This window comes from Paenibacillus sp. 01T431 (genome assembly GCF_056398625.1).
Map to the genome: position 1 here is coordinate 183,997 of NZ_JBFTPT010000010.1, position 19,496 is coordinate 203,492.

General features: G+C 45.3%; 19 protein-coding genes. 18 read left to right on the forward strand and 1 reads right to left on the reverse strand.

From position 1 onward, the window contains the following. The first annotated feature begins 162 nt into the window (after window positions 1-162). From AC1DM9_RS19520 to AC1DM9_RS19605, 18 genes are all read left to right on the forward strand, one after another. Window positions 163-1,140 carry a LacI family DNA-binding transcriptional regulator gene (locus AC1DM9_RS19520; protein ID WP_477581699.1) on the forward strand — a complete coding sequence of 326 codons (978 nt, stop codon included), beginning with the start codon at window positions 163-165 and terminating at the stop codon, window positions 1,138-1,140. 191 nt (window positions 1,141-1,331) lie between these two features. Beyond that, window positions 1,332-2,639, forward strand: coding sequence for an ABC transporter substrate-binding protein (locus AC1DM9_RS19525; protein WP_477550663.1), 1,308 nt, complete (start codon window positions 1,332-1,334; stop codon window positions 2,637-2,639). A gap of 107 nt (window positions 2,640-2,746) precedes the next feature. After that, window positions 2,747-3,631, forward strand: a complete 885-nt coding sequence (locus tag AC1DM9_RS19530; RefSeq protein WP_441874703.1) for a carbohydrate ABC transporter permease — start codon at window positions 2,747-2,749, stop codon at window positions 3,629-3,631. Continuing rightward, window positions 3,631-4,458, forward strand: coding sequence for a carbohydrate ABC transporter permease (locus AC1DM9_RS19535; RefSeq protein WP_441874844.1), 828 nt, complete (start codon window positions 3,631-3,633; stop codon window positions 4,456-4,458). The genes AC1DM9_RS19530 and AC1DM9_RS19535 overlap by 1 nt, the downstream gene beginning before the upstream one ends. Before the next feature lie 24 nt (window positions 4,459-4,482). Next, on the forward strand, window positions 4,483-5,940 hold the full coding sequence (locus AC1DM9_RS19540; RefSeq protein WP_441874704.1) for a glycoside hydrolase family 32 protein: 1,458 nt from the start codon (window positions 4,483-4,485) through the stop codon (window positions 5,938-5,940). Window positions 5,941-5,951: 11 nt separating this feature from the next. Next, window positions 5,952-6,902: a carbohydrate kinase family protein gene (locus tag AC1DM9_RS19545; RefSeq protein ID WP_441874846.1), complete on the forward strand. Its 951-nt coding sequence runs from the start codon at window positions 5,952-5,954 to the stop codon at window positions 6,900-6,902. 219 nt (window positions 6,903-7,121) lie between these two features. After that, entirely contained in the window at window positions 7,122-7,493 is a 372-nt protein-coding gene (locus AC1DM9_RS19550; protein WP_477581803.1) for a DUF3846 domain-containing protein, read from the forward strand. Between the two features lie 234 nt (window positions 7,494-7,727). Next, complete coding sequence (locus AC1DM9_RS19555) at window positions 7,728-9,233, forward strand: efflux RND transporter periplasmic adaptor subunit (protein ID WP_477581701.1); 1,506 nt, start codon at window positions 7,728-7,730, stop codon at window positions 9,231-9,233. Next, window positions 9,230-9,997 (forward strand): ABC transporter ATP-binding protein, encoded by a 768-nt coding sequence (locus AC1DM9_RS19560; protein ID WP_477581703.1) that lies wholly within the window; start codon window positions 9,230-9,232, stop codon window positions 9,995-9,997. Before AC1DM9_RS19555 ends, AC1DM9_RS19560 begins: the two co-directional genes overlap by 4 nt. After that, window positions 9,939-11,129: an ABC transporter permease gene (locus tag AC1DM9_RS19565; RefSeq protein WP_477511488.1), complete on the forward strand. Its 1,191-nt coding sequence runs from the start codon at window positions 9,939-9,941 to the stop codon at window positions 11,127-11,129. The genes AC1DM9_RS19560 and AC1DM9_RS19565 overlap by 59 nt, the downstream gene beginning before the upstream one ends. A 124-nt stretch (window positions 11,130-11,253) precedes the next feature. Continuing rightward, window positions 11,254-12,444 (forward strand): stage II sporulation protein D, encoded by a 1,191-nt coding sequence (gene spoIID / locus AC1DM9_RS19570; protein WP_477511489.1) that lies wholly within the window; start codon window positions 11,254-11,256, stop codon window positions 12,442-12,444. An 86-nt stretch (window positions 12,445-12,530) separates the two neighbouring features. Beyond that, window positions 12,531-12,692 (forward strand): hypothetical protein, encoded by a 162-nt coding sequence (locus AC1DM9_RS19575; RefSeq protein WP_477581705.1) that lies wholly within the window; start codon window positions 12,531-12,533, stop codon window positions 12,690-12,692. Next, complete coding sequence (locus AC1DM9_RS19580) at window positions 12,668-13,273, forward strand: peptidoglycan DD-metalloendopeptidase family protein (protein WP_477581707.1); 606 nt, start codon at window positions 12,668-12,670, stop codon at window positions 13,271-13,273. Before AC1DM9_RS19575 ends, AC1DM9_RS19580 begins: the two co-directional genes overlap by 25 nt. Window positions 13,274-13,467: 194 nt before the next feature. Next, entirely contained in the window at window positions 13,468-13,755 is a 288-nt protein-coding gene (spoIIID, locus tag AC1DM9_RS19585; protein ID WP_054025430.1) for a sporulation transcriptional regulator SpoIIID, read from the forward strand. A 124-nt stretch (window positions 13,756-13,879) separates the two neighbouring features. Continuing rightward, a complete protein-coding gene (mreB, locus tag AC1DM9_RS19590) occupies window positions 13,880-14,872 on the forward strand; it encodes a rod shape-determining protein MreB (RefSeq protein ID WP_076266222.1) in 993 nt (330 codons plus the stop codon). A gap of 175 nt (window positions 14,873-15,047) precedes the next feature. Beyond that, window positions 15,048-15,911: a flagellar hook-basal body protein gene (locus AC1DM9_RS19595; protein ID WP_076266221.1), complete on the forward strand. Its 864-nt coding sequence runs from the start codon at window positions 15,048-15,050 to the stop codon at window positions 15,909-15,911. A 32-nt stretch (window positions 15,912-15,943) separates the two neighbouring features. Then, on the forward strand, window positions 15,944-16,786 hold the full coding sequence (locus AC1DM9_RS19600; protein ID WP_076266220.1) for a flagellar hook-basal body protein: 843 nt from the start codon (window positions 15,944-15,946) through the stop codon (window positions 16,784-16,786). Window positions 16,787-16,802: 16 nt separating this feature from the next. After that, entirely contained in the window at window positions 16,803-17,120 is a 318-nt protein-coding gene (locus AC1DM9_RS19605) for a DNA-directed RNA polymerase subunit beta (protein ID WP_083681610.1), read from the forward strand. Between the two features lie 146 nt (window positions 17,121-17,266). On the opposite strand, the gene AC1DM9_RS19610 is transcribed toward AC1DM9_RS19605, so the two are convergent. After that, a complete protein-coding gene (locus tag AC1DM9_RS19610; protein WP_477581710.1) occupies window positions 17,267-19,471 on the reverse strand; it encodes an Ig-like domain-containing protein in 2,205 nt (734 codons plus the stop codon). Between the last annotated feature and the right edge of the window lie 25 nt (window positions 19,472-19,496).

Here is a 19,496-nt window from a genome sequence, read left to right on the forward strand (position 1 = left end):
GAACAAGATAAAGAAGCTGTTTCAAATAAGTCGCAAAGGGCTTATCTGAAACAGCTTCTTTTTGTTTGGACAATCTATACTTTTGAATTATTTATTAAGTATAATAAGGCTAACCATTTAGCTATAATGGTTACTACTACTGCAATAAGCAAAGGGGCGGCCATGGCAACGATACACGATGTGGCAAAAATAGCGAACGTATCCGTGACGACGGTTTCCCGCGTTTTAAACAATCGGGGTTATATTAGTGAAGCAACGAGAACGAAGGTTTATCAAACGATGGAGCAATTAAATTACCAGCCGAATGAGATTGCCCGCTCTTTACTAAGAAAACAATCTAACGTCATTGGTCTTATTATACCTAGTGTAGCTCATCCGTTTTTCAGCGAGCTCGCGAATCACATAGAAAACTATGCTTATGAGCTCGGCTTCAAAATGCTGCTTTGCAATTCCCAGCTTGACCCGCAGAAAGAAAAGGATTATATCGAAATGCTGAAGCGCAATCGTGTGGATGGCATTATCATGGGCAGTCATACGCTTCAGGTCGATGAGTACAAACATTTGAACTCGCCAATTGTCACGATTGATCGTCAGATCAGCAGTGAAATTCCGTATATCTCTTCCGATAATTATGCAGGCGGGAGCCTTGCGGCACAATTGCTGGTTAGTGAGGGCTGCAAAAAAATTGCGCATATATGCGGTAATTTGGAGCTACATTTGCTCGCAAATCAGCGTACAGAAGCGTTTCAAGCCGTGATGAAAGAGAAGGGGATCGAGCATGTCATCATTCAGACTGATATGAATGTGTTTGATCAACTCCAGTACGAGCAAATTATACATCAGCTGTTTCAGGATCATCCCGATCTGGATGGCATTTTCGCTACGAGTGATATTATTGCTGCTTTTGCAGTTAAGGAGTGTGTGATCGCCGGCAAACGAATCCCGGAGGATGTGAAAATTATCGGTTACGACGATATTAGCGCAGCCAGATGGCTCACGCCGGAGCTGACAACGGTGAAACAGCCGATTGCAGAAATTGGGAAAATGGCGATTGATTTGATTATGAAGCAGATGAACGAGGAAGCTTTCGAATTCGAAAATATTTTACCGGTTGAACTGATTAAACGAGCTTCTACATAGATTAAAAAAACGTGAAAAACCCAAGTGCAGCAAGGGTTTTTTATTTTTTTAAAAGTTATGTCAATCGTTTAACATGTCAAACGATTGACATACTCTTATTCACAATTATATAATACGTTTTGTAAGCGGTTTACACGATCGGTAAATCGTCTTTCAATCTTTTTCAATCTCAAAAAATTGGGGGCAATCAAATGAAATCATTGAAATGGATGCAAGCGATAGCATTATCGCTAATGGTAGTTATGGTTGTAACGGCATGTGGTAATTCGAATAACGCGGGATCGTCTAATGGAGGTTCTGCAGTAAAGATATCGTTGCTTAACTCGAAGGGCGAGATTCAAGCCCAACTCGAAGAGGCTGCGAAAGTATTTAAAGAGGATAATCCTAACATTACGCTTGAAATTATACCGGTACCGGCAGGACAGTCCCCTTTTGAGAAAGCGTCTGCGCTTTATGCATCAGGAAACCCGGCTACCATTACGATGCTCGATACAGGAGATGTTGAGAAATTCAAGGATCGTGTTCTTGATCTTAGCGGTGAGAAGTGGATGGCGGATGCCGTTGACCGCAGCACGGCGCTAACGACATTTGATGGTAAAAACTACGCTTTCCCGCTTGCAGTTGAAGGTTATGGCTTTATTTATAACAAAGCGGTTGTAGAACAAGCGGTAGGCGGAACATTTGATCCAGCAACGATTAACACAACAAGCGCACTTGAAGAGCTGTTCAAGAAAATCGAAGCTTCGGGAAAAGCGCCGCTTATTATCTCTCCAATGGATTGGTCGCTGGGAGCACATTATTTGCCGCTGGCTTACGCGGGTCAATCAGCTGATACGGCTGCAGTTGCAAAGTTTATAGACGATTTGAAGGCTGGAACAATCGATTTAGCTAGCAATACGGTTTTCAATGGACTAATGGATACGTTCGACGTCATGACAAAATACAATATCGACAAAGCTTCCCCATTGTCCGGCACCTATGAGCGCGGTCCAGAGGTGCTCGGTAAAGGCGAGGTAGGCATCTGGTTCCAAGGGAACTGGGCTTGGCCGCAAATTAGCAGCTTTGATACGGCAAGCGGACAATACGGCTTTCTACCTGTCCCTATAAGCAACAATCCAGATGATTTTGGCAATACACAAGTGTCTTCTGCGGTTTCGAAGCGTTTGGTCATCGACAAGGAAAAAAATACGGCGGAGCAGCAGGCTGCTGCAAAAACGTTTTTGGAGTGGATGGTATACAGCGAGAAGGGGCAAGACTTCCTCGTGAACAAAGCGAATATTATTCCAGCGTTCAAGAACATTACACTTGAAGCGAAAGATCCGCTTGCAAAGTCTATTTCTGAACATATCGCAAACGGCAAAACAGAGGATTCAATCAGCACGCTGCCAGCTGACCACTGGGCTAAGCTTGGCGCATCGATGCAGAAATATTTAGCAGGTGCTTCGGATCGTGCGGAGTTGACGAAAGATATTGTGGAGTATTGGAAGACGGTTAAGTAATCCTTAATAGCTTATAGAAGGCTTACCCCGCCAACCGACGGGGTAAGCTGTTTACTCTTTATCGTTTTTTTGAATTACAAAACCATGCTTGAATGTGAGGGATCATGATGATAACGGAAAAAGGGCTGTGGAATCGATTGCGATTGCGGCTGCTGTTTACCGGACCGACTTTGTTTGCTTTTCTTGCTGTAATGATTATTCCATTCTTGTATGGGATTTATTTGACCTTTACGAATTGGGATGGCATATCGACGACAAGCAGTTTGGTTGGATTTGAGAATTACGTAGCGGTATTCAAGGATGCTGTTTTTTGGAAGTCATTTTTGCTTACCTTAAAATATGTTTTTATTTCAGTTGCCCTTATTAATGTAGTTGCGTTTTTGCTAGCCTATGTATTAACGAGAGGATTGAAGGGGCAAAGTATTTTTAGAGCCGGCTTCTTTATTCCCAACTTGGTAGGCGGCATTGTACTCGGCTTTGTATGGCAATTTATTTTCTCGAATGTACTCGTGTATCTAGGCAAAGAATGGGGTATTCCGTTATTCAGCTCCTCATGGCTGGCTGACCCGGACAAAGCCTTCTGGTCGATGATTATCGTCACGGTATGGCAATATGCCGGTTATATGATGGTTATTTATGTAGCTGGGCTTATGAATGTGCCTAAGGATATTTTAGAGGCAGCAAGTATTGATGGTGCGAGCCTATGGACGAAAATGCGCAAAATGATTTTGCCGCTGATGGTTCCATCGTTTATCGTCTGTATTTTCCTATCACTGCAAAGATGCTTTATGGTTTATGACCTGAACGTTTCACTCACAAAAGGCGGACCGTTCAAAAGTACGGAAATGGTATCGATGCATGTATACGAGAAGGCATTTTTATCGCGGGATTATGGCGTAGGCCAAGCAGAAGCATTTGTCCTGTTCCTGCTGGTGGCGACGATTACCATAGCACAGGTTTATTTTAGCAAGAAGCTGGAGGTTGAGGCGTGATGGAGAAAAAGAACCAATGGCTCGCATGGACGAAGTTCATCGCCCTCTTCGTTATTTTAGTTCTGTTCGTCGTTCCTTTCTTTATGCTGCTCATCAACTCATTTAAGGAAAACAAGGCAATCACATCAAGTCCGCTTTCCTTGCCGGATAGCCTAAGCTTCACGAACTATACAAATGCATTTGAAAAAATGAACTTCATATCGGCATTTATGAACTCTGTAGTCATAACTGTGCTTAGCGTGGTGCTTATCTCTATTTTAGCTGCAATGACGGCTCATTATTTTGTGCGAAATCAAACAAAAACGAACCAATACATGTTTTTCCTTATGGTTGCGGCTATGATCATACCTTTCCAGGCCATTATGATCCCTCTCGTCAAAATATACGGAACCATTGGTCTTCTTAATAGCAAATGGGCCCTTATTTATATGTATGTCGGATTTGGCAGTCCGCTGGCCGTCTTTATTTATCATGGGTTTGTAAAAAGCATACCAGCTGAGCTGGAAGAAGCGGCGCTTATCGATGGCTGCACGCGGACGCAAACTTTCTTCCGTATCGTATTTCCGGTGCTTGCTCCGACGACGGTTACGATTGCCATTTTAAATGTATTATGGATTTGGAATGACTTCTTATTGCCTTCCCTCGTGTTAATTTCGCCGAATGAGCGGACATTGCCGTTGTCTACTTTCTATTTCTTCGGTACGTATTCGGTTGATTATGGACCATTAATGGCAGGGCTTATGCTGACCATATTGCCTGTGCTTGTTGTCTACTTGTTTGCGCAGAAATATATTATCCAAGGAGTCATGCAAGGCTCAATTAAATAATAAGTAAGGGTTGGATGCTTTATTTTGTATACAAGAGAAAATGCCGACACATTTATTGCAGAACGCAAGTATTTGTTGAAAGAGGAATACCGCCTTGCTTATCATTTAATGAGCGAGTTTGGCTGGATGAATGATCCGAATGGTTTTGTTTATTATAACGGTGAATACCATATGTTCTATCAGCATTATCCATATCAGCCCGTATGGGGGCCTATGCACTGGGGACATGCGGTTAGCCATGATCTCATCAAGTGGAAGTACCTCCCGGTTGCTCTTGCGCCCGATCAGGATTATGACCGTGACGGCTGTTTCTCTGGCAGTGCTGTTGAGCGGGATGGCAAGCTGTATTTGATGTATACGGGACATTTGATAACGGGCCCTAATAGAGAGCTTGATTATAGTCAAAATCAAAATATCGCAGTTTCCGACGATGGCATCCATTTTGAGAAGCTGGCTAGCAATCCTGTCATTGGTTCAGACCAAATACCGTCAGGATTCAGCCAGAAGGATTTCCGAGATCCGAAGGTATTCGAGCGCGACGGTATTTATTATGCAGTTTTAGGGTCAAATGATGGACAGGGACGCGGACTTATTTTGCTATATCGTTCAACGGACCTTGTGAGTTGGAGTTTTAGCGGGGAAATCGCGCGCAGTGATGGGAAGCTTGGCGACAACTGGGAGTGTCCTGATCTGTTTGAGCTCGGAGGACACGATGTGCTGGTAATGTCGCCGCAGCGTATGCCAGCGCAAGGAGATGACTATCGTAATCTGCATTCCACTACCTATATGATTGGACGCTTGGATATTAAGCAAAGCAGCTTTCAGTATGATCGGTATGAGCCGGTTGACTGCGGCTTTGATTTTTATGCTCCGCAAACAACAGTTGATGAAAAAGGCAGACGCATTATCATCGGCTGGATGGAGGCATGGGAACAAGAAATTCCGACGCAGCTTGGGCATTACTGGGCCGGCGCTATGACTTTGCCGCGCGAAGTTATTTTGCAGGGTGAGTCGTTATTGTTCAAGCCGCTTGAGGAAATGAAAAATTACCGGAAAAATGCTTATGAGGCAAGCGATATTAACTTATCAGATGTTGTTAAAGATATGGGAGTTAGCGGTGATTGTTATGAGCTGGAGGTCGTGTTCCAGGCAGATCAAGCCAAGGAATTTGGTTTGAAGCTGAGGGTGCATGGCGAAGAAGAAACCGTATTGTCTTATCAGCAAGCGGAAGGCAAATTCCGTTTTAATCGCGATAAGTCAGGAATTGGTCTTGGCGGCGAGCGCAGGACGAGTGTTGAACTGAAGGATGGTTTGCTGGCTTTGCGCATCTTCGTCGATAAATCCTCCGTCGAGGTGTTCATTCAAGGCGGCGAGAAGGTGATGACAGGCCGTATTTACCCAGGTACTGAATCTCTCGGCATATTCGCCTACGCAGAAGGTGCTTGTACTATGGTATCCTTTAAAAAATGGGACATCAGCTAGGAGGGCTTAATCTGTCTAAACTATATACGATTGGTGAAGCGTTAATTGATTTTATTCCGGATACTCGCGGCATTGAGCTCAAAGATGTCGTTGGTTTCACGAAGGAAGCAGGCGGCGCTCCAGCTAATGTTGCTTGTGCGGTTGCGAAGCTAGGCGGCAGCAGTGCCTTCATAGGTAAGCTGGGTAAAGATGCTTTCGGTGACTTTCTCTTGGAAACGATGAAAGCGTCAGGTGTTGATACTCAGCATGTGCTCCAAACGAATGAAGCAAATACTGCTCTTGCGTTTGTAAGTTTAAAAGCCGACGGGGACCGCGATTTTTCTTTCTACCGAAATCCAAGTGCCGATATGCTGCTTTCAGAGGATGAGATTAACGAAGAGTGGTTCGCTAAAGGAGATATTTTGCACTATTGCTCAGTAGATCTTATTGAAGCTCCTGTGAAATATGCGCATCTTAAAGCGATTGCTGGGATGAAAGCAGCAGGAGGACTCATCAGCTTTGATCCTAACGTGCGCCTGCCGCTATGGGAAGATCACGAGCAGTGCAGACAAACGATACTGCAATTCATTCCTTTGAGCCATCTTGTCAAAATAAGCTCGGATGAGCTTGCTTTTGTGACGGGAATTGAAGACGAGAAAGAGGCTATTGCTTCTTTGTTTGTCGGAGACGTTCAAGCTGTTGTATACACAAAGGGAGCGGATGGTGCGGTGTGGTATACGTCTTCCTACGAAGTATCTACTCCTGGCCAGAAAGTAGCCGTTGTGGATACGACTGGGGCTGGCGATGCTTTTATCGGAGCGCTGCTGTACCAGATGCAGCGAAGTGAAGAGGCGTTAAGCGAAATGAATGCCGATACGGCCAAACGTTTGGTTTCGTTTGCGAACGCCGCCGCTGCTCTTACGACAACAAGAGCAGGCGCGATTTCGTCGCTGCCTGTTTTGCAGGAGCTTCCTCCTTTGTAATCAACGCTGTATCTATTTAGAGAGTATGTTTTTTCTCGCCAATTCGGGAGAATGAAACATACTCTTTTTTTAAAATGGATGACTCAATGGCTATAAGTCCTCGCAAACGTTGATAAATGTATATGCAAGTGAAAGTTTGTAATTGGGTAAGCACTTGTCATAGAATGAATTAAAATAATGGTTTTGGCAGAACGAAGGGTGTGTTGTCCATTGGCTACGATGAAAGTCATTGTTGCAGAAATCGAAAAAGAATTAGAAGTAAAAGAAATAGAGATAATGGGAAACATCTATGACGCATTAGATGAAATAGCTGAAGGCAACGTAGAATCTATCACGATATGGAATGACGTTGTTTTATGGTTTAACATGGATTTGCAGTCCGATGGGTCAGCATTCAATTTCCATCTGACCGAGAAATCACGAATTAGAAACCAAGATGAATACGAGCCTAAAGTATCCGTTATTGGAAATGCTATTTTCACTGGAACGGATGAAGATGGCGAGCCCGTTGGATTGACGGAGGACGAAATTAAGGCTGTCATGAGTAACTTCATCGACCGTAAGACTTACCACCAATTCACTAGAATATAAAGAATGAGGGCGGAGAGGGATCTCCGCTCTTTTTTTAGTCCATTTATATCGTTATTCAGTAGGAATCCTATTATTACTGAACTTTTGCCGCTTTACGTAATCTTTTACATCATACGCCTGCTCCCAAATGAACACTAGATGGGGGCTTTTTGTCGTCAAGCTTGTTCATCTTCCGTTCATTTTTGAATGCTATAGTCGATCTCACTAAGACCAATGGAAGGTGGATTAAAGCAGATGAAGAAGTGGACGATAGGGCTCGGCATTTTAATTATTTTAGCCGCGGCTGGAGCAGGTGCCTATTATTTTTATTTTGCTAAGGATAAGGAAGCAGCAGGTGTAATGCCTACGTCTCTGACAGTGCAGGCGACAAAAGGGTCAATCGTAAAACAAATTAGCGGGACAGGTTCGGTAGCAGCTAATTCGAGGGAATCGGTGACTGCTGGTAAAAGTGGCACCATAGCTACTGTGAATGTCAAAAAAGGAGATAAGATTAAAGCGGGACAAATTCTTGTTACCTTTGAGTCTGCGGACGACAATGATGACAAAATAAAATCGATCAATAAAAGTATCACAAAACTACAAGAAACGATTACTGAATACCAACAAAGCTATAAGGAAGCAACGGGCACTGAAAATGAAGAGGCCACGAAGGCATCGCTTCAAAAAAATATTAAAAATGCAAACGATGAGATCGCAGACTACCAAGATCAACTACAAGATATCTATGAAGCACAAGCAAAAGAGGAAAAAGTAGTGACAGCCTCCATAGATGGTGAAGTTACCGAAATGTCTATTGAAGTAGGCGATGAGGTGAATGCCAATACGGCAATAGCTACAATTGTAGATTATACGAAGCTGGAATTTGTTACATCTGTGGATGAGCTTGATATATCTGCATTAAAAGTTAATCAATCGGCAGATTTGTCCTTAAGCGCGCTGACTGACAAGAAGATCAATGCAACCGTATCGGATATAGCGATGGAGGGTACTTCCAATAACGGTTCATCTTCATTTGAAGTGAATTTATTGCTAAATAACATCGAAGGCGTGAAGGCGGGGATGTCTGGTGAGGCAGCCATTACAATTGCGTCTAAGGAAAACATCATTCTTGTACCAGTAAATGCTGTCGTCGAAATGGGCACAAGGTCTTTCGTTCGTATTCCGTCTGAAAATGGCGGAGCGGGTACATCGGCAGGCGCTGGACAGGCTGGGCAGCAGCAAGAAGGGGCAGCTGCTCCTGGTGGAGCTGTAGACGGGAAACAAGGAACGGCGACCGGACAAGGCACTACAACAAGCGGAGCACAGAAAGCTCCGACGGGGGGAACGGGAACAGGAGCTGTGAGGCAAGGTGCTCAGGGTGCGCAAGGTAATGGTGCAAGAGCAGGCACAGGTCAATCCATTGCAGCTGATGGCTCGGCTTCAGCAGGACAATCGGGAGCAGGTCGTGCAACTGCTGGTGGCGGATTTGCAGCTGGCGGTCGTGGCGGCCGCATGCCGGATGCGCTTGGCGGCCAGCTGGTTGAGGTGACCACAGGACTCAGCAATGAAAACTTTGTGGAAATTGTTTCAGGGCTAAAAGAAGGGGACAGTGTGCTTGTTCCGATTGCCCAAGGAACGGCTGGCATGGGCAGCAGCTCTGCGGAGATGACAATGCGGCAGGGCGGCTTTGCTGGCGACGTCATGGTTTTCCCAGGAGGCATGGGCGGAGGAATGCGGACAGGAACAGGTGGTCCACGATGAGTTCAACGCTGAATGCTCCTTTAATAGAAATGAACAAGATCACGAAGTTTTATACGATGGCGCGTGAAAAAATGACAGTGCTCCATGAGGTCTCACTCACGGTTGCACGCGGTGACTTTCTAGCTATCGTGGGTCCATCCGGCTCTGGAAAATCGACGCTTATGAATATTATTGGCTGTCTTGATTTGCCGAGCGAAGGAAGCTACAAGCTTGAGGGGCTTGAGGTGACTGGACAAAGCGATAATAAACTGACAGAAATACGAAATAAAAAAATTGGATTTATTTTTCAAGGGTATCATTTGCTTCCGAAGCTCACAGCACTTGAGAACTGCGAGCTTCCGCTTATTTATCGGGGGCTGCCGGGCAAGGAGCGACGTATGCGCGCGATGGAAGCGCTGGATAGAGTAGGGCTCGGTGATCGAATGAACCATCGCCAAAACGAGCTGTCGGGCGGGCAGCAGCAGCGTGTTGGCATTGCGCGCGCTCTGGCGACTAATCCGCCTATACTTCTTGCCGATGAACCAACAGGCGCGCTTGATTCTAAGACAGGCATGGAAGTGCTCAATATGATGGATGAGCTGCATCGCGCAGGTCAGACTATCGTTTTGATTACACATGATATGGAAGTAGCCAAACGAGCAAGCCGTACGGTCATTATACGGGATGGGGTGTTGACGGAGCGGGAGCAAGAGAGGAGGGACAGCGATGAAGCTTACGCAAGGTCTCAGGATGGCAGTCAAGAGCGTCTTATCCAACAAGCTTAGAACAATATTATCGATGCTCGGTATATTGATCGGTGTCGCAACGGTCATTGCGCTTGTAGCTATGGGGAAGGCTTCCTCCAATGAAGTGGCTAAGCAGGTATCTTCCCTTGGCAGCCCTAACTCGCTCTCTGTTAATATTCTTGGACGTGGAACAGTTACGACGCTGTCAGTCGATGAAGCGAATGAGCTTGGTGATGTCATGAATATTGCGGGTGTTGCGCCTGTGACGAGCACAACAGGATATGCGAAATACGGCAAGACGCAGGTATCCGTTACCGTAGAAGGAATAACCGCCGCTTATGAGGAAGTGAAAAGCTTTCCCGTACAGGATGGCAGGTATATCGCCTCTCCAGATATAACAAACAACACAAAGGTTGCGCTTATTGGCGTGGAGACCGCGAAGGATTTATTTGAGGACGAGAGAGTGGACCCTGCGGCGGCAGTAGGGAAAAAGATAACTATAAACGGTTATAATTTCACGATTGTTGGATTGCTGGAATCGCAAGGAAGCTCACTCAGCGGCTCAAATGACGAGAAAATATTAATTCCGATAACGACAGCTCAGAAAATATTTCAAACAAGCGGTGTTTCTACTATTAACTTAATTGTCTCGGATATAGATCGTATGGCTGCGACGGTTACTGCCGTAGAAGCTGTTCTCTATGAGAAATTCCGAGGCAATGAGAATGCCTACAGGGTGTTTAATCAAGAGGAAGCGATGAAAACACTAAATTCCGTTAATGAAACGATGAACAGGCAGCTCATTTATGTAGCGATCATTTCTCTTATCGTAGGTGGAATCGGCATCATGAATATTATGCTAGTGTCTGTAACAGAGCGAACGCGAGAGATTGGCATTCGTAAATCATTGGGAGCAAAAAAGCGGGATATTATGTTTCAATTTCTAGTAGAGGCGGTGTGCATCAGCGGTTTGGGAGGCGCACTAGGAATTGGACTTGGATATATCGCCTCTTTTATTATTGGAATGATTATGAAGACGGAAACGGAAGTACCTTTAGATACTGTATGGTTAGCTTTTGTCTTCTCTGCCCTCGTAGGCGTTATATTTGGCTATCTGCCTGCAAATAAAGCGGCAGGTCTGCGTCCGGTTGACGCGCTTCGCCATGATTAGACTTTAAGGTTCTACCCTATTATTTGTGCTCATAGAATGAACCATCAGGATCGGATTAAGAGAGAGGGGGGCGGCGGCAGCTGCTTCCTGCTTCCTTTTTCCGGCCAAGATGGAAGGAGAGCACATGAGGCGAAGAAGAGGGACGTTTTCAATAGTTTCGATGATCGATCGTATACGGACAAGCAGACCGATGGCCTTGTTTGCAATCGGAGCGATGCTTGGTGCTTCTGTCATTCTAGTAAGACTTTCAGTTGATGAGCTTCGCGATGCGCAGGCTGCTAGGTCTTTAACAGACAATGCTGCTATTAAAGCGGGCAGCCAAGCGATACCGAAAACGAGCGTGTTGGATGATGCGGATGCGCTCATTCCATCTTCTGAAAATGATCTTTTAAATCGGCCAACGGCTGGTGATGGGAAGAATGGAGAAACGCTGGATGCGATTGATCGTCTTGTCATTCGTGTTTATTTGACGAAGGAAAAGCGGATAGAGCGAGTTCCGCTTGAAGCGTATGTTCGCGGTGTAGTAGCTGCGGAAATGCCAATCGGATTCGAGCTTGAGGCGTTAAAGGCGCAGGCCATTGCGGCTCGTACGTATATGATTCGTAGAATTGTTCTTGGCAATGACAGCGGAGTACCGGTAAAAGGAGCGGATGTGACGGACACAACCGATCATCAAGTGTATATTTCAGTTGCAGAGCTCGCAGCCAAATGGCCAAAGAATGAGCAGAAAAACAATATGAGCAAGCTTAATGAAGCGATCCTTCAGACGAAGGGCAAGGTTATCACTTATAAAGGCGAACCGATAGATGCCGCTTTCTTCTCTACCAGCAATGGATTCACCGAAAACTCGGAGGACTATTGGTCGCAAGAAATTCCATATTTGCGCAGTGTGGCAAGCCCATGGGACAAAGAGCTGTCGCCGAAATATAAAGAAACGATCAAGCTGTCACTGAACGAGTTTTACAGAAAGCTGGGGGTAGCAAAGAAGAACTCTGCCAAACCCTCCATTCGTGTAATAGAGAAGACAGAAGGAAATCGAATCAGCAAGATTATTATAGGAGACAAAACGTTCACAGGCCGAGAAGTGAGAGAGCTGCTAGGACTTGCTTCCTCTCAATTTATTTGGAATATAAAAGATAAATCGATATCCATAACGACTTTTGGTTATGGGCATGGCGTCGGCATGAGCCAGTGGGGAGCCAATGGAATGGCGCAATCAGGGGCAAAAGCCGAAGCTATTCTGGCTCATTATTATTCTAGCGTTCAAGTGGAACAAGCTTCAAAGCTATCGGAAGAGCTGAGAGCTCGCTCGTAATTTGAACTCTTTCAATATTTCGTATTCACCTCACGTATAAACCTAGCAGATCTGGTAACAATGGCTAGTGAGGTGATAGAAAATGAATGATCAAAATCAAAGTAAACCGAAGCAAAGACCAGAAGAAACTCCCAAAACTGTTCTGGGAGGAACGTCTGCCGCCAAATCTAGCAGTGGATGGAAGAACCTTTTTGCAAAGCGATGGGTATCTCCAGCAATCTTCATGGCCGCGGCAGCAATTATCGTAACCTTAATGTGGATCTATCAGGGGGCGGATACAAAACCGACAGCGACAACAGGAAAAACCGAGCCTTCTGAAGTTACACAAGGGGAAGCGTCAGGAACGCAAGGCAAGGATGAAGAAGTGCAAGAAGTTATTGCTGCCAATGAATCGATCCATTGGCCGCTAACTGACAAAACAGTGCTTAAAGAAGAGCTTCCATTCTACGATGCAAAAGCAAGTGACGCAGAACGCGAAGCTGCATTGATCCAAACGGGTGACAAGTTCTCTCCTCATATGGGTATCGACTTTGTTGACCCAAATGGAAAAACATTTGATGTGCTTGCAGCATTATCAGGCAAGGTTACTTATGTGGAGCAGCATCCAACTAACGGCAACTCCGTCGAAATCACACATGAGGGCGGTCTAGTGACTGTTTACCAAAGCTTAGCGGATGTAACAGTTAAAGAAGGCGATGATGTTACGCAAGGAACAATAATCGCAAAAGCCGGTCGCAATGATTTGGAACGCGATTTGGGCATCCACCTTCATTATGAAACAAGAAGCAATGGCAAGGCGATAAACCCAAGCTCGTTAGTGCAAGAGTAATACAAGTTAAACCATAACGTCAGGTTAGTAAAAAAATAGGACTTTAGTCGTACAGGCGGGGAGCAATTCCCTGCCTGTTTTACGTTTTTATGAAAATTTATTCACATTCCTGCCTGTCAAGCTTGGCCACAACGAATATATACGGTGCCTACTCATATAATGTACCAAACTATCTCGAGTAGGGAGGCGGGAACGTGCACGATTACATTAAGGAGCGAACCATTAAAATAGGCCGCTGCATCGTGGAAACGAAGCATACGGTGCGGACGATCGCCAAGGAGTTTGGTGTGTCTAAAAGCACTGTGCACAAGGATTTAACTGAGCGGCTTCCTGAAATAAACCCCGATTTGGCCGATCAGGTAAAGCACATTCTCGAGTACCACAAATCGATTAGGCATCTGAGGGGAGGAGAAGCGACCAAAATTAAATATAAAAAAACGAGTACAAAAAAGCGTGAAGTACTCGCAGCAGGAAAGCATTGAAGTTTTTTCACGAATTATAGAGGAATTTTGTCTTTTTTGGCGAATAATAAACGTTAGCGGTTTCTGTGTCAAGGGAACCAAATGTACGTTTTGTAATTATTATTCGTTGGGGGACTTAAGCCTTATGTTGAGCAAGGATATTGGGATTGATCTTGGTACTGCTAATGTATCCATACATGTAAAAGGAAGAGGCGTTGTTCTCGATGAGCCTTCTGTAGTTGCCATTGAGAGTGATTCAAAACGCGTGCTGGCAGTTGGCGAGGAAGCGCATCGCATGGTAGGCAGAACGCCGGGCAATATTATTGCGATTCGTCCGCTGCGTGATGGTGTTATTGCGGATTTTGAAATTACGGAAATTATGCTTAAAGCATTTATTGATCGCGTGGAGGGACGGAAATGGTTTAGCCGTCCCCGTATTCTTATCTGTGCTCCAACCAACATTACTTCTGTGGAGCAGAAGGCTATTCGTGAAGCTGCAGAACGCAGTGGAGCAAAAGAAGTATTTCTTGAGGATGAACCAAAAGCCGCTGCGATAGGGGCTGGAATGGATATCTTCCAGCCTAGCGGCAATATGGTCGTTGACATTGGCGGAGGCACGACAGATGTAGCCGTTCTTTCTATGGGCGACGTTGTCACTGCCTCCTCCATTAAAGTCGCAGGGGACAAGTTTGACGATGCGATTATGAAGTTTATCAAGAACAAATACAAGCTTCTAATCGGTGAAAGAACAAGCGAGGATATTAAAATTAAAATTGGAACTGTGCTAGAGGGCGGAAAACAGGAAGAGATCGATATTCGCGGTCGCGACATGGTTTCAGGACTTCCTCTCACATTAACGATTCGTTCAGGAGAAGTTCGTGAGGCGTTATGGGATTCCGTAATGTCCATCGTATCGGCTGCTAAGGCTGTGCTGGAACGCACGCCGCCTGAGCTGTCAGCGGACATTATTGACCGTGGAGTTATTTTGACAGGTGGAGGCGCTTTGCTTGGCGGACTAGATTCACTTCTAGCAGAAGAGCTTAAAGTGCCTGTGCTTATTGCGGAAGATCCGATGCACTGCGTCGTTAAGGGAACGGGAATCCTTCTAGATAACTTGGACAAGCTCGGGAAAAAGTAAAGACCGTATGCGGCCTATATAATAGATGATTTGCGCGGGTAGGGAGCCTTAGGGGGGCGTAGCCGAGGCGTAAATGAGTCATAGGTCGCATGGACAAGCTATTCAGGCAGCCTTGCTTTCAACCGATAACATATATAGCTAGGATCGATTGGAAGCACTAAGGGGGTAACAACGGATGTTAAGAGGATTGTACACCGCGGCGTCAGGCATGATTTCTCAGCAGCGCAGACATGATACGGTGACGAACAATATTTCGAATATTAATACGCCTGGTTATAAGCAGACAAACGCTGTAACTCGTTCGTTTCCGGAAATGATGCTGTCTTTGACAGGCGCTGGTCCGGAGAATTTCACCAAGATCGGTAAACTGACTAACGGTGTATTTGCGGAAGAAAGCTTGTCTATTCATTTGCAGGGCGATCTGACACAGACGAACAACTCGTCTGACTTTGCTTTGATCTCCAACATTGAAGTAGACGGGTTGTCCTTTGACGCTTCCGGTAAAAATATAAGCCCAGACGGAGAGATTACTTTTCAGCCTCAAGCCTTTTTTACACTACAGGATCAAAATGGCGAGGTTCGGTATACGCGGGGCGGGAAGTTTACGCTGACCGAGGATGGCTTTCTTATGGGAAGTGACGGCTCGAGCGTGCTTGGAACGAATGGTCAGCCGATTCGGATGCCTGCCGGTGTAGGTCTAGACAGACTCGTACTGACTGATAATCAGCGCTTCGTTGATGCCAATGGGCAAGATATCGGCGTTCAATTGCTAATTAGCCGTGTTGATAATCCGAATATGCTTGTGCGCGAAGGAAACGGAAGCTTCCGATTCTCGGGAGAGGGCGGCGAAGCTGTCGCTATCGCTCCGAATGAACGCGTGGAAGTGAGACAGGGCTACATAGAACGTTCTAATGTTGATACCGCGCAAGCAGCTATTGACCTTATGTCGGCGCTGCGAGCTTATGAAGCTAACCAGAAGGTTATTCAATTTTATGATCAAAGCTTAAGCAAAGCCGTCAACGAAGTCGGTCGCGTGTAACAACAGGTTGAAGTAGCGGAGGTGCACGAAACATGAACAGCTCAATGATTAACGCTATGGTATCGATGAATGGTCTTCAACAAAAGCTGGATCTTCTAGCGGATAACATAGCTAATGTGAATACGGTTGGTTACAAAAAGAAGGAAGCTACCTTTGAGGATCTTCTTACGAACTTAAGAACTCAGCCGGAAGCTTTCAATCAGCCTGGGCGTAAAACGCCGATGGATTTCACACAAGGCTGGGGCTCAAGAATGACAATGGTTCAGCCTAATTTGTCCCAAGGTCCAATGCAGGGAACCGATAAGGACACGGATATTGCAATCGAGGGTAATGCATTGTTCGAGGTGGAAGTGGACAACGCTGGCAACCGTGCTTATACACGCAATGGAGCGTTTCAGTTGACGGTCGGCGCAAACGGTGATACGATTTTGGCAACGGAAGACGGATATCCAGTCGTAGCTAATGTAAGAAATGCTGTGACAGGAAACGTGGTTGAGGGCAATATCGTAGTACCACAAGGGTACAGTTTGCGGGTTAATCCAGATGGAACGGTGCTAGGAGTATCTTCCGAGCGCACAATTCCGCTTGGCAGCATTAAGCTGCTCCAAGCTTCGCGTCCTGCGGCACTAACTGCTGTTTCTGATAACCTGTTTGTCGTTGCAAACGGAATTAATGCTGGTGATGTCGTGCAGCAGACCGTGCCGAACTCGGAAAATAACATTGTGCTACGTCAAGGGTACTTGGAGCAGTCAAATGTCGAGCTGACGGACGAGATCACCGAGCTTATTAATGTGCAGCGCGCTTATCAATTGGCAGCTAGAGCGTTATCGTCAAGTGATACGATGATGAGTCTTACCAACGGGCTGCGCGCATAAGGATAGGATGATGTGAATGAGTATGGCCGATGAGCGAATGGACCACGAAGCAAGCGGATCCGGGAGTAAAGCGGAAGAGAAAAGCTCAGGGAGGCAGAAGCGCGCCAGTCGCGTGAAGGCTGAAGAGAAGAGCTCCAATAAGAAGCAACGGCCCAAAGGGGTAAGCATGCTGCTGTGGCTTTTGCGCAAAAGCATCGTACCGCTCATAATGATCATTATGCTTGTGGCAGGCTTGTACATTGGTTACGCTGTAATAGGCAAGCAGCCTGAGGATGAGGTTTTTAGCTGGGCAACATGGCAGCATCTCTATGACTTAGTGTTTGCTGAATCGTAATCAATTAAATAGAAAAAGGGATGCTCGCTTTGCAGTGTTTGCTGCGCAGCGGGCATCCCTTTTTTGATGATCAATACTTTATTAGTGCAAGTGAAAAACTCGTAATGTAAAGAGGTAACGAGCTTCTCACTTGCTGCATTTTTGAACTATTTTACACTTACTCTAATCGTCACGCTTTTCCCTGCATAGGTTGCTTTAATGGAAGCGGAACCCTTGCTAACAGCGACGATCTTGCCATTTACGACTGTTGCGACACTAGCTTTGGAGGATGTCCACACGGCATTGTCGGTAACGTCAGCCGGGTTTCCAGTCGTAAAGTTAGCTTGCAGCTTAGCCGAATAGCTTCCTCCCGGGCTGAGCTGAACCGATTTGCTGGATAGAACAAGTGATTTCAGTTTAGGTGAAATCACGATAGGAACGATGACCGTTTTACCTTGGTATGAACCAGTGATCTTAGTTGTTCCTACGGCAATTCCTTTAACAGTGGTACTGCTAACGGTTGCGATATTAGGATTGCCAGATTCCCAGTTCATTTTTGAACCTAGTGAAACCTGCTTGCCGCTCTTGTAGTAACCTGTAACCTTAACGGATTTGGATTTTCCAGGGTAAAGATCTAGAGAGATAGGGTCAACAACAAGCTTGACGATTTCTTCCTCTATTCTTACACGTACCGTTACGCTCTTAGTCAGGTAAGTAGCAGTGAGCGTGATGCTTGTCACATCTAAGCCCTTCATCGTCGTTTCTTTCAATACGATATCATCTGATGAAGCCTTCCATTTCACTCTGCTTGAAATATTCTCTTCTTCTCCGTCTTCATTAATAACAGTTACGGAAGGGAAAGGCGTTTCTTTACCTAAAATAATGCTAAGTTCCTTAACGTCGGCAATCAGCTTTAACGGCTTCATGTGAACGACTAATTTTACATCCGCTTTATAGTTTTGAAGAGATGCTGTAAGAACGGACTCTCCGAGTGTTTTGGCTGTCCATTGACCATCTTTAATCGTTGCAATCTTCTCATCTGCGGATGACCATTTTACGATTTTGGATACATCTACCTTCGAGCCATCAAATGTTGTTGCCATGACTCTAGGAAGATCCTCGCTAATATCGGTATAACCATCGATAGTTTCCGTTTCAATACTAAGTTCAGTTATACTCGGATACACGGTAATCTCGATGCTGCGGCTTACACCTTTGTAGCTGGCTGTAATTCTAGCTGTACCGACGGATTTAGGGCTAACCAATCCATTTGATACAGTAGCGACTACAACGTTTGAAGATGTCCAATCAGCTAGGGTAGTTACTGGAGAAGCGACATTTTTATTGTCGAGCACATCTGCTGTTACTTGAAGATTTGCGTCCTGAAGCTGCAGATGATATTCCTTCTCTGGTGAGAGCCTGATTGATTGGTATGCTGTACGTATGACCACATCGATCGTTGTACTAACCCCTTTATGAGATACGGTGATCGTCGTTTTTCCGGCGCTTACTGCAGATACTACGCCTTGTTTAACTGTAGCAACTTTTTCATTAGCACTAACCCATTTTGCATCTTTTGTTACATCAAGGATCGAACCGATCTTTGGATCGACGGATGCCGTTAATACTTTATCATCATTGCCGATGTCGATTTCGACCAGCTTGCCAGAAGTACCAGAATCAATCGTAATTGATTTGTAAGGAGAGGTTACATTTAATGTAATCGCATCGGATTTACCTTTAAGCTTGGAGGTAATTGTAACAGCTCCAACACCTAGCAGCTTAATAACACCTTCATCCACGGTTGCGATCGCTGCGTTCGATGTTGTCCAAACAGCGTCACCTGTTACATTTTGCGGCTCCTTGTTTGCTTTCAAGCCGTTTAGCGTGAAGGCTAGGTTTTGACCAATCTCGATATCCAGCGTTGTTGGAGCGGTTACCCCGTTCTGCATCAGGCTTACAGTATCATAGATATAGTCAGATGAAGCCTTGATAGAAATGGTGAAGCCTTTATAAGTAGCGCTTATCGTTGCGGTTCCTTTGCCCACACCCGTTAAAACGCCTTTTTCCACTTTGACGAAAGCGGTATTCGATGATTTCCATGTCGCATCGGCAGTAACTTCTTTTCTAGTGCCTGAACCTGTTGCGAAAACGGCTAGATTAACCTTATCATCTTCAACAAATGTTTCCAGTGATGATGTGCTGCTGTTGTAATCCGATGGGTCATAGGTGAAATCAATGCCGGTAACCGTATCTTCTGCGGCGTTGACAATGCCGGTCATGGAAGTCATAACCATTACGACTGCAATTGTAGCTGCAAGCCACCTGCGAGTTATTTTCAACGACTTATTCAAGCGTAAACTAAAATTCACTACATCCCTGTCCTTTCTTGTTTAA

Coding starts and splice junctions, on each gene's coding strand:
- AC1DM9_RS19600 (WP_076266220.1), top strand. CDS start 15,944: ATGAACAGCTCAATGATTAACGCTATGGTATCGATGAATGGTCTTCAA.
- AC1DM9_RS19555 (WP_477581701.1), top strand. CDS start 7,728: ATGAAGAAGTGGACGATAGGGCTCGGCATTTTAATTATTTTAGCCGCG.
- AC1DM9_RS19575 (WP_477581705.1), top strand. CDS start 12,531: ATGATCAAAATCAAAGTAAACCGAAGCAAAGACCAGAAGAAACTCCCA.
- AC1DM9_RS19530 (WP_441874703.1), top strand. CDS start 2,747: ATGATAACGGAAAAAGGGCTGTGGAATCGATTGCGATTGCGGCTGCTG.
- AC1DM9_RS19565 (WP_477511488.1), top strand. CDS start 9,939: ATGAAGCTTACGCAAGGTCTCAGGATGGCAGTCAAGAGCGTCTTATCC.
- AC1DM9_RS19560 (WP_477581703.1), top strand. CDS start 9,230: ATGAGTTCAACGCTGAATGCTCCTTTAATAGAAATGAACAAGATCACG.
- AC1DM9_RS19550 (WP_477581803.1), top strand. CDS start 7,122: ATGAAAGTCATTGTTGCAGAAATCGAAAAAGAATTAGAAGTAAAAGAA.
- AC1DM9_RS19605 (WP_083681610.1), top strand. CDS start 16,803: ATGAGTATGGCCGATGAGCGAATGGACCACGAAGCAAGCGGATCCGGG.
- AC1DM9_RS19535 (WP_441874844.1), top strand. CDS start 3,631: ATGGAGAAAAAGAACCAATGGCTCGCATGGACGAAGTTCATCGCCCTC.
- AC1DM9_RS19595 (WP_076266221.1), top strand. CDS start 15,048: ATGTTAAGAGGATTGTACACCGCGGCGTCAGGCATGATTTCTCAGCAG.
- mreB (WP_076266222.1), top strand. CDS start 13,880: ATGTTGAGCAAGGATATTGGGATTGATCTTGGTACTGCTAATGTATCC.
- AC1DM9_RS19525 (WP_477550663.1), top strand. CDS start 1,332: ATGAAATCATTGAAATGGATGCAAGCGATAGCATTATCGCTAATGGTA.
- AC1DM9_RS19520 (WP_477581699.1), top strand. CDS start 163: ATGGCAACGATACACGATGTGGCAAAAATAGCGAACGTATCCGTGACG.
- AC1DM9_RS19580 (WP_477581707.1), top strand. CDS start 12,668: ATGGCCGCGGCAGCAATTATCGTAACCTTAATGTGGATCTATCAGGGG.
- spoIID (WP_477511489.1), top strand. CDS start 11,254: ATGAGGCGAAGAAGAGGGACGTTTTCAATAGTTTCGATGATCGATCGT.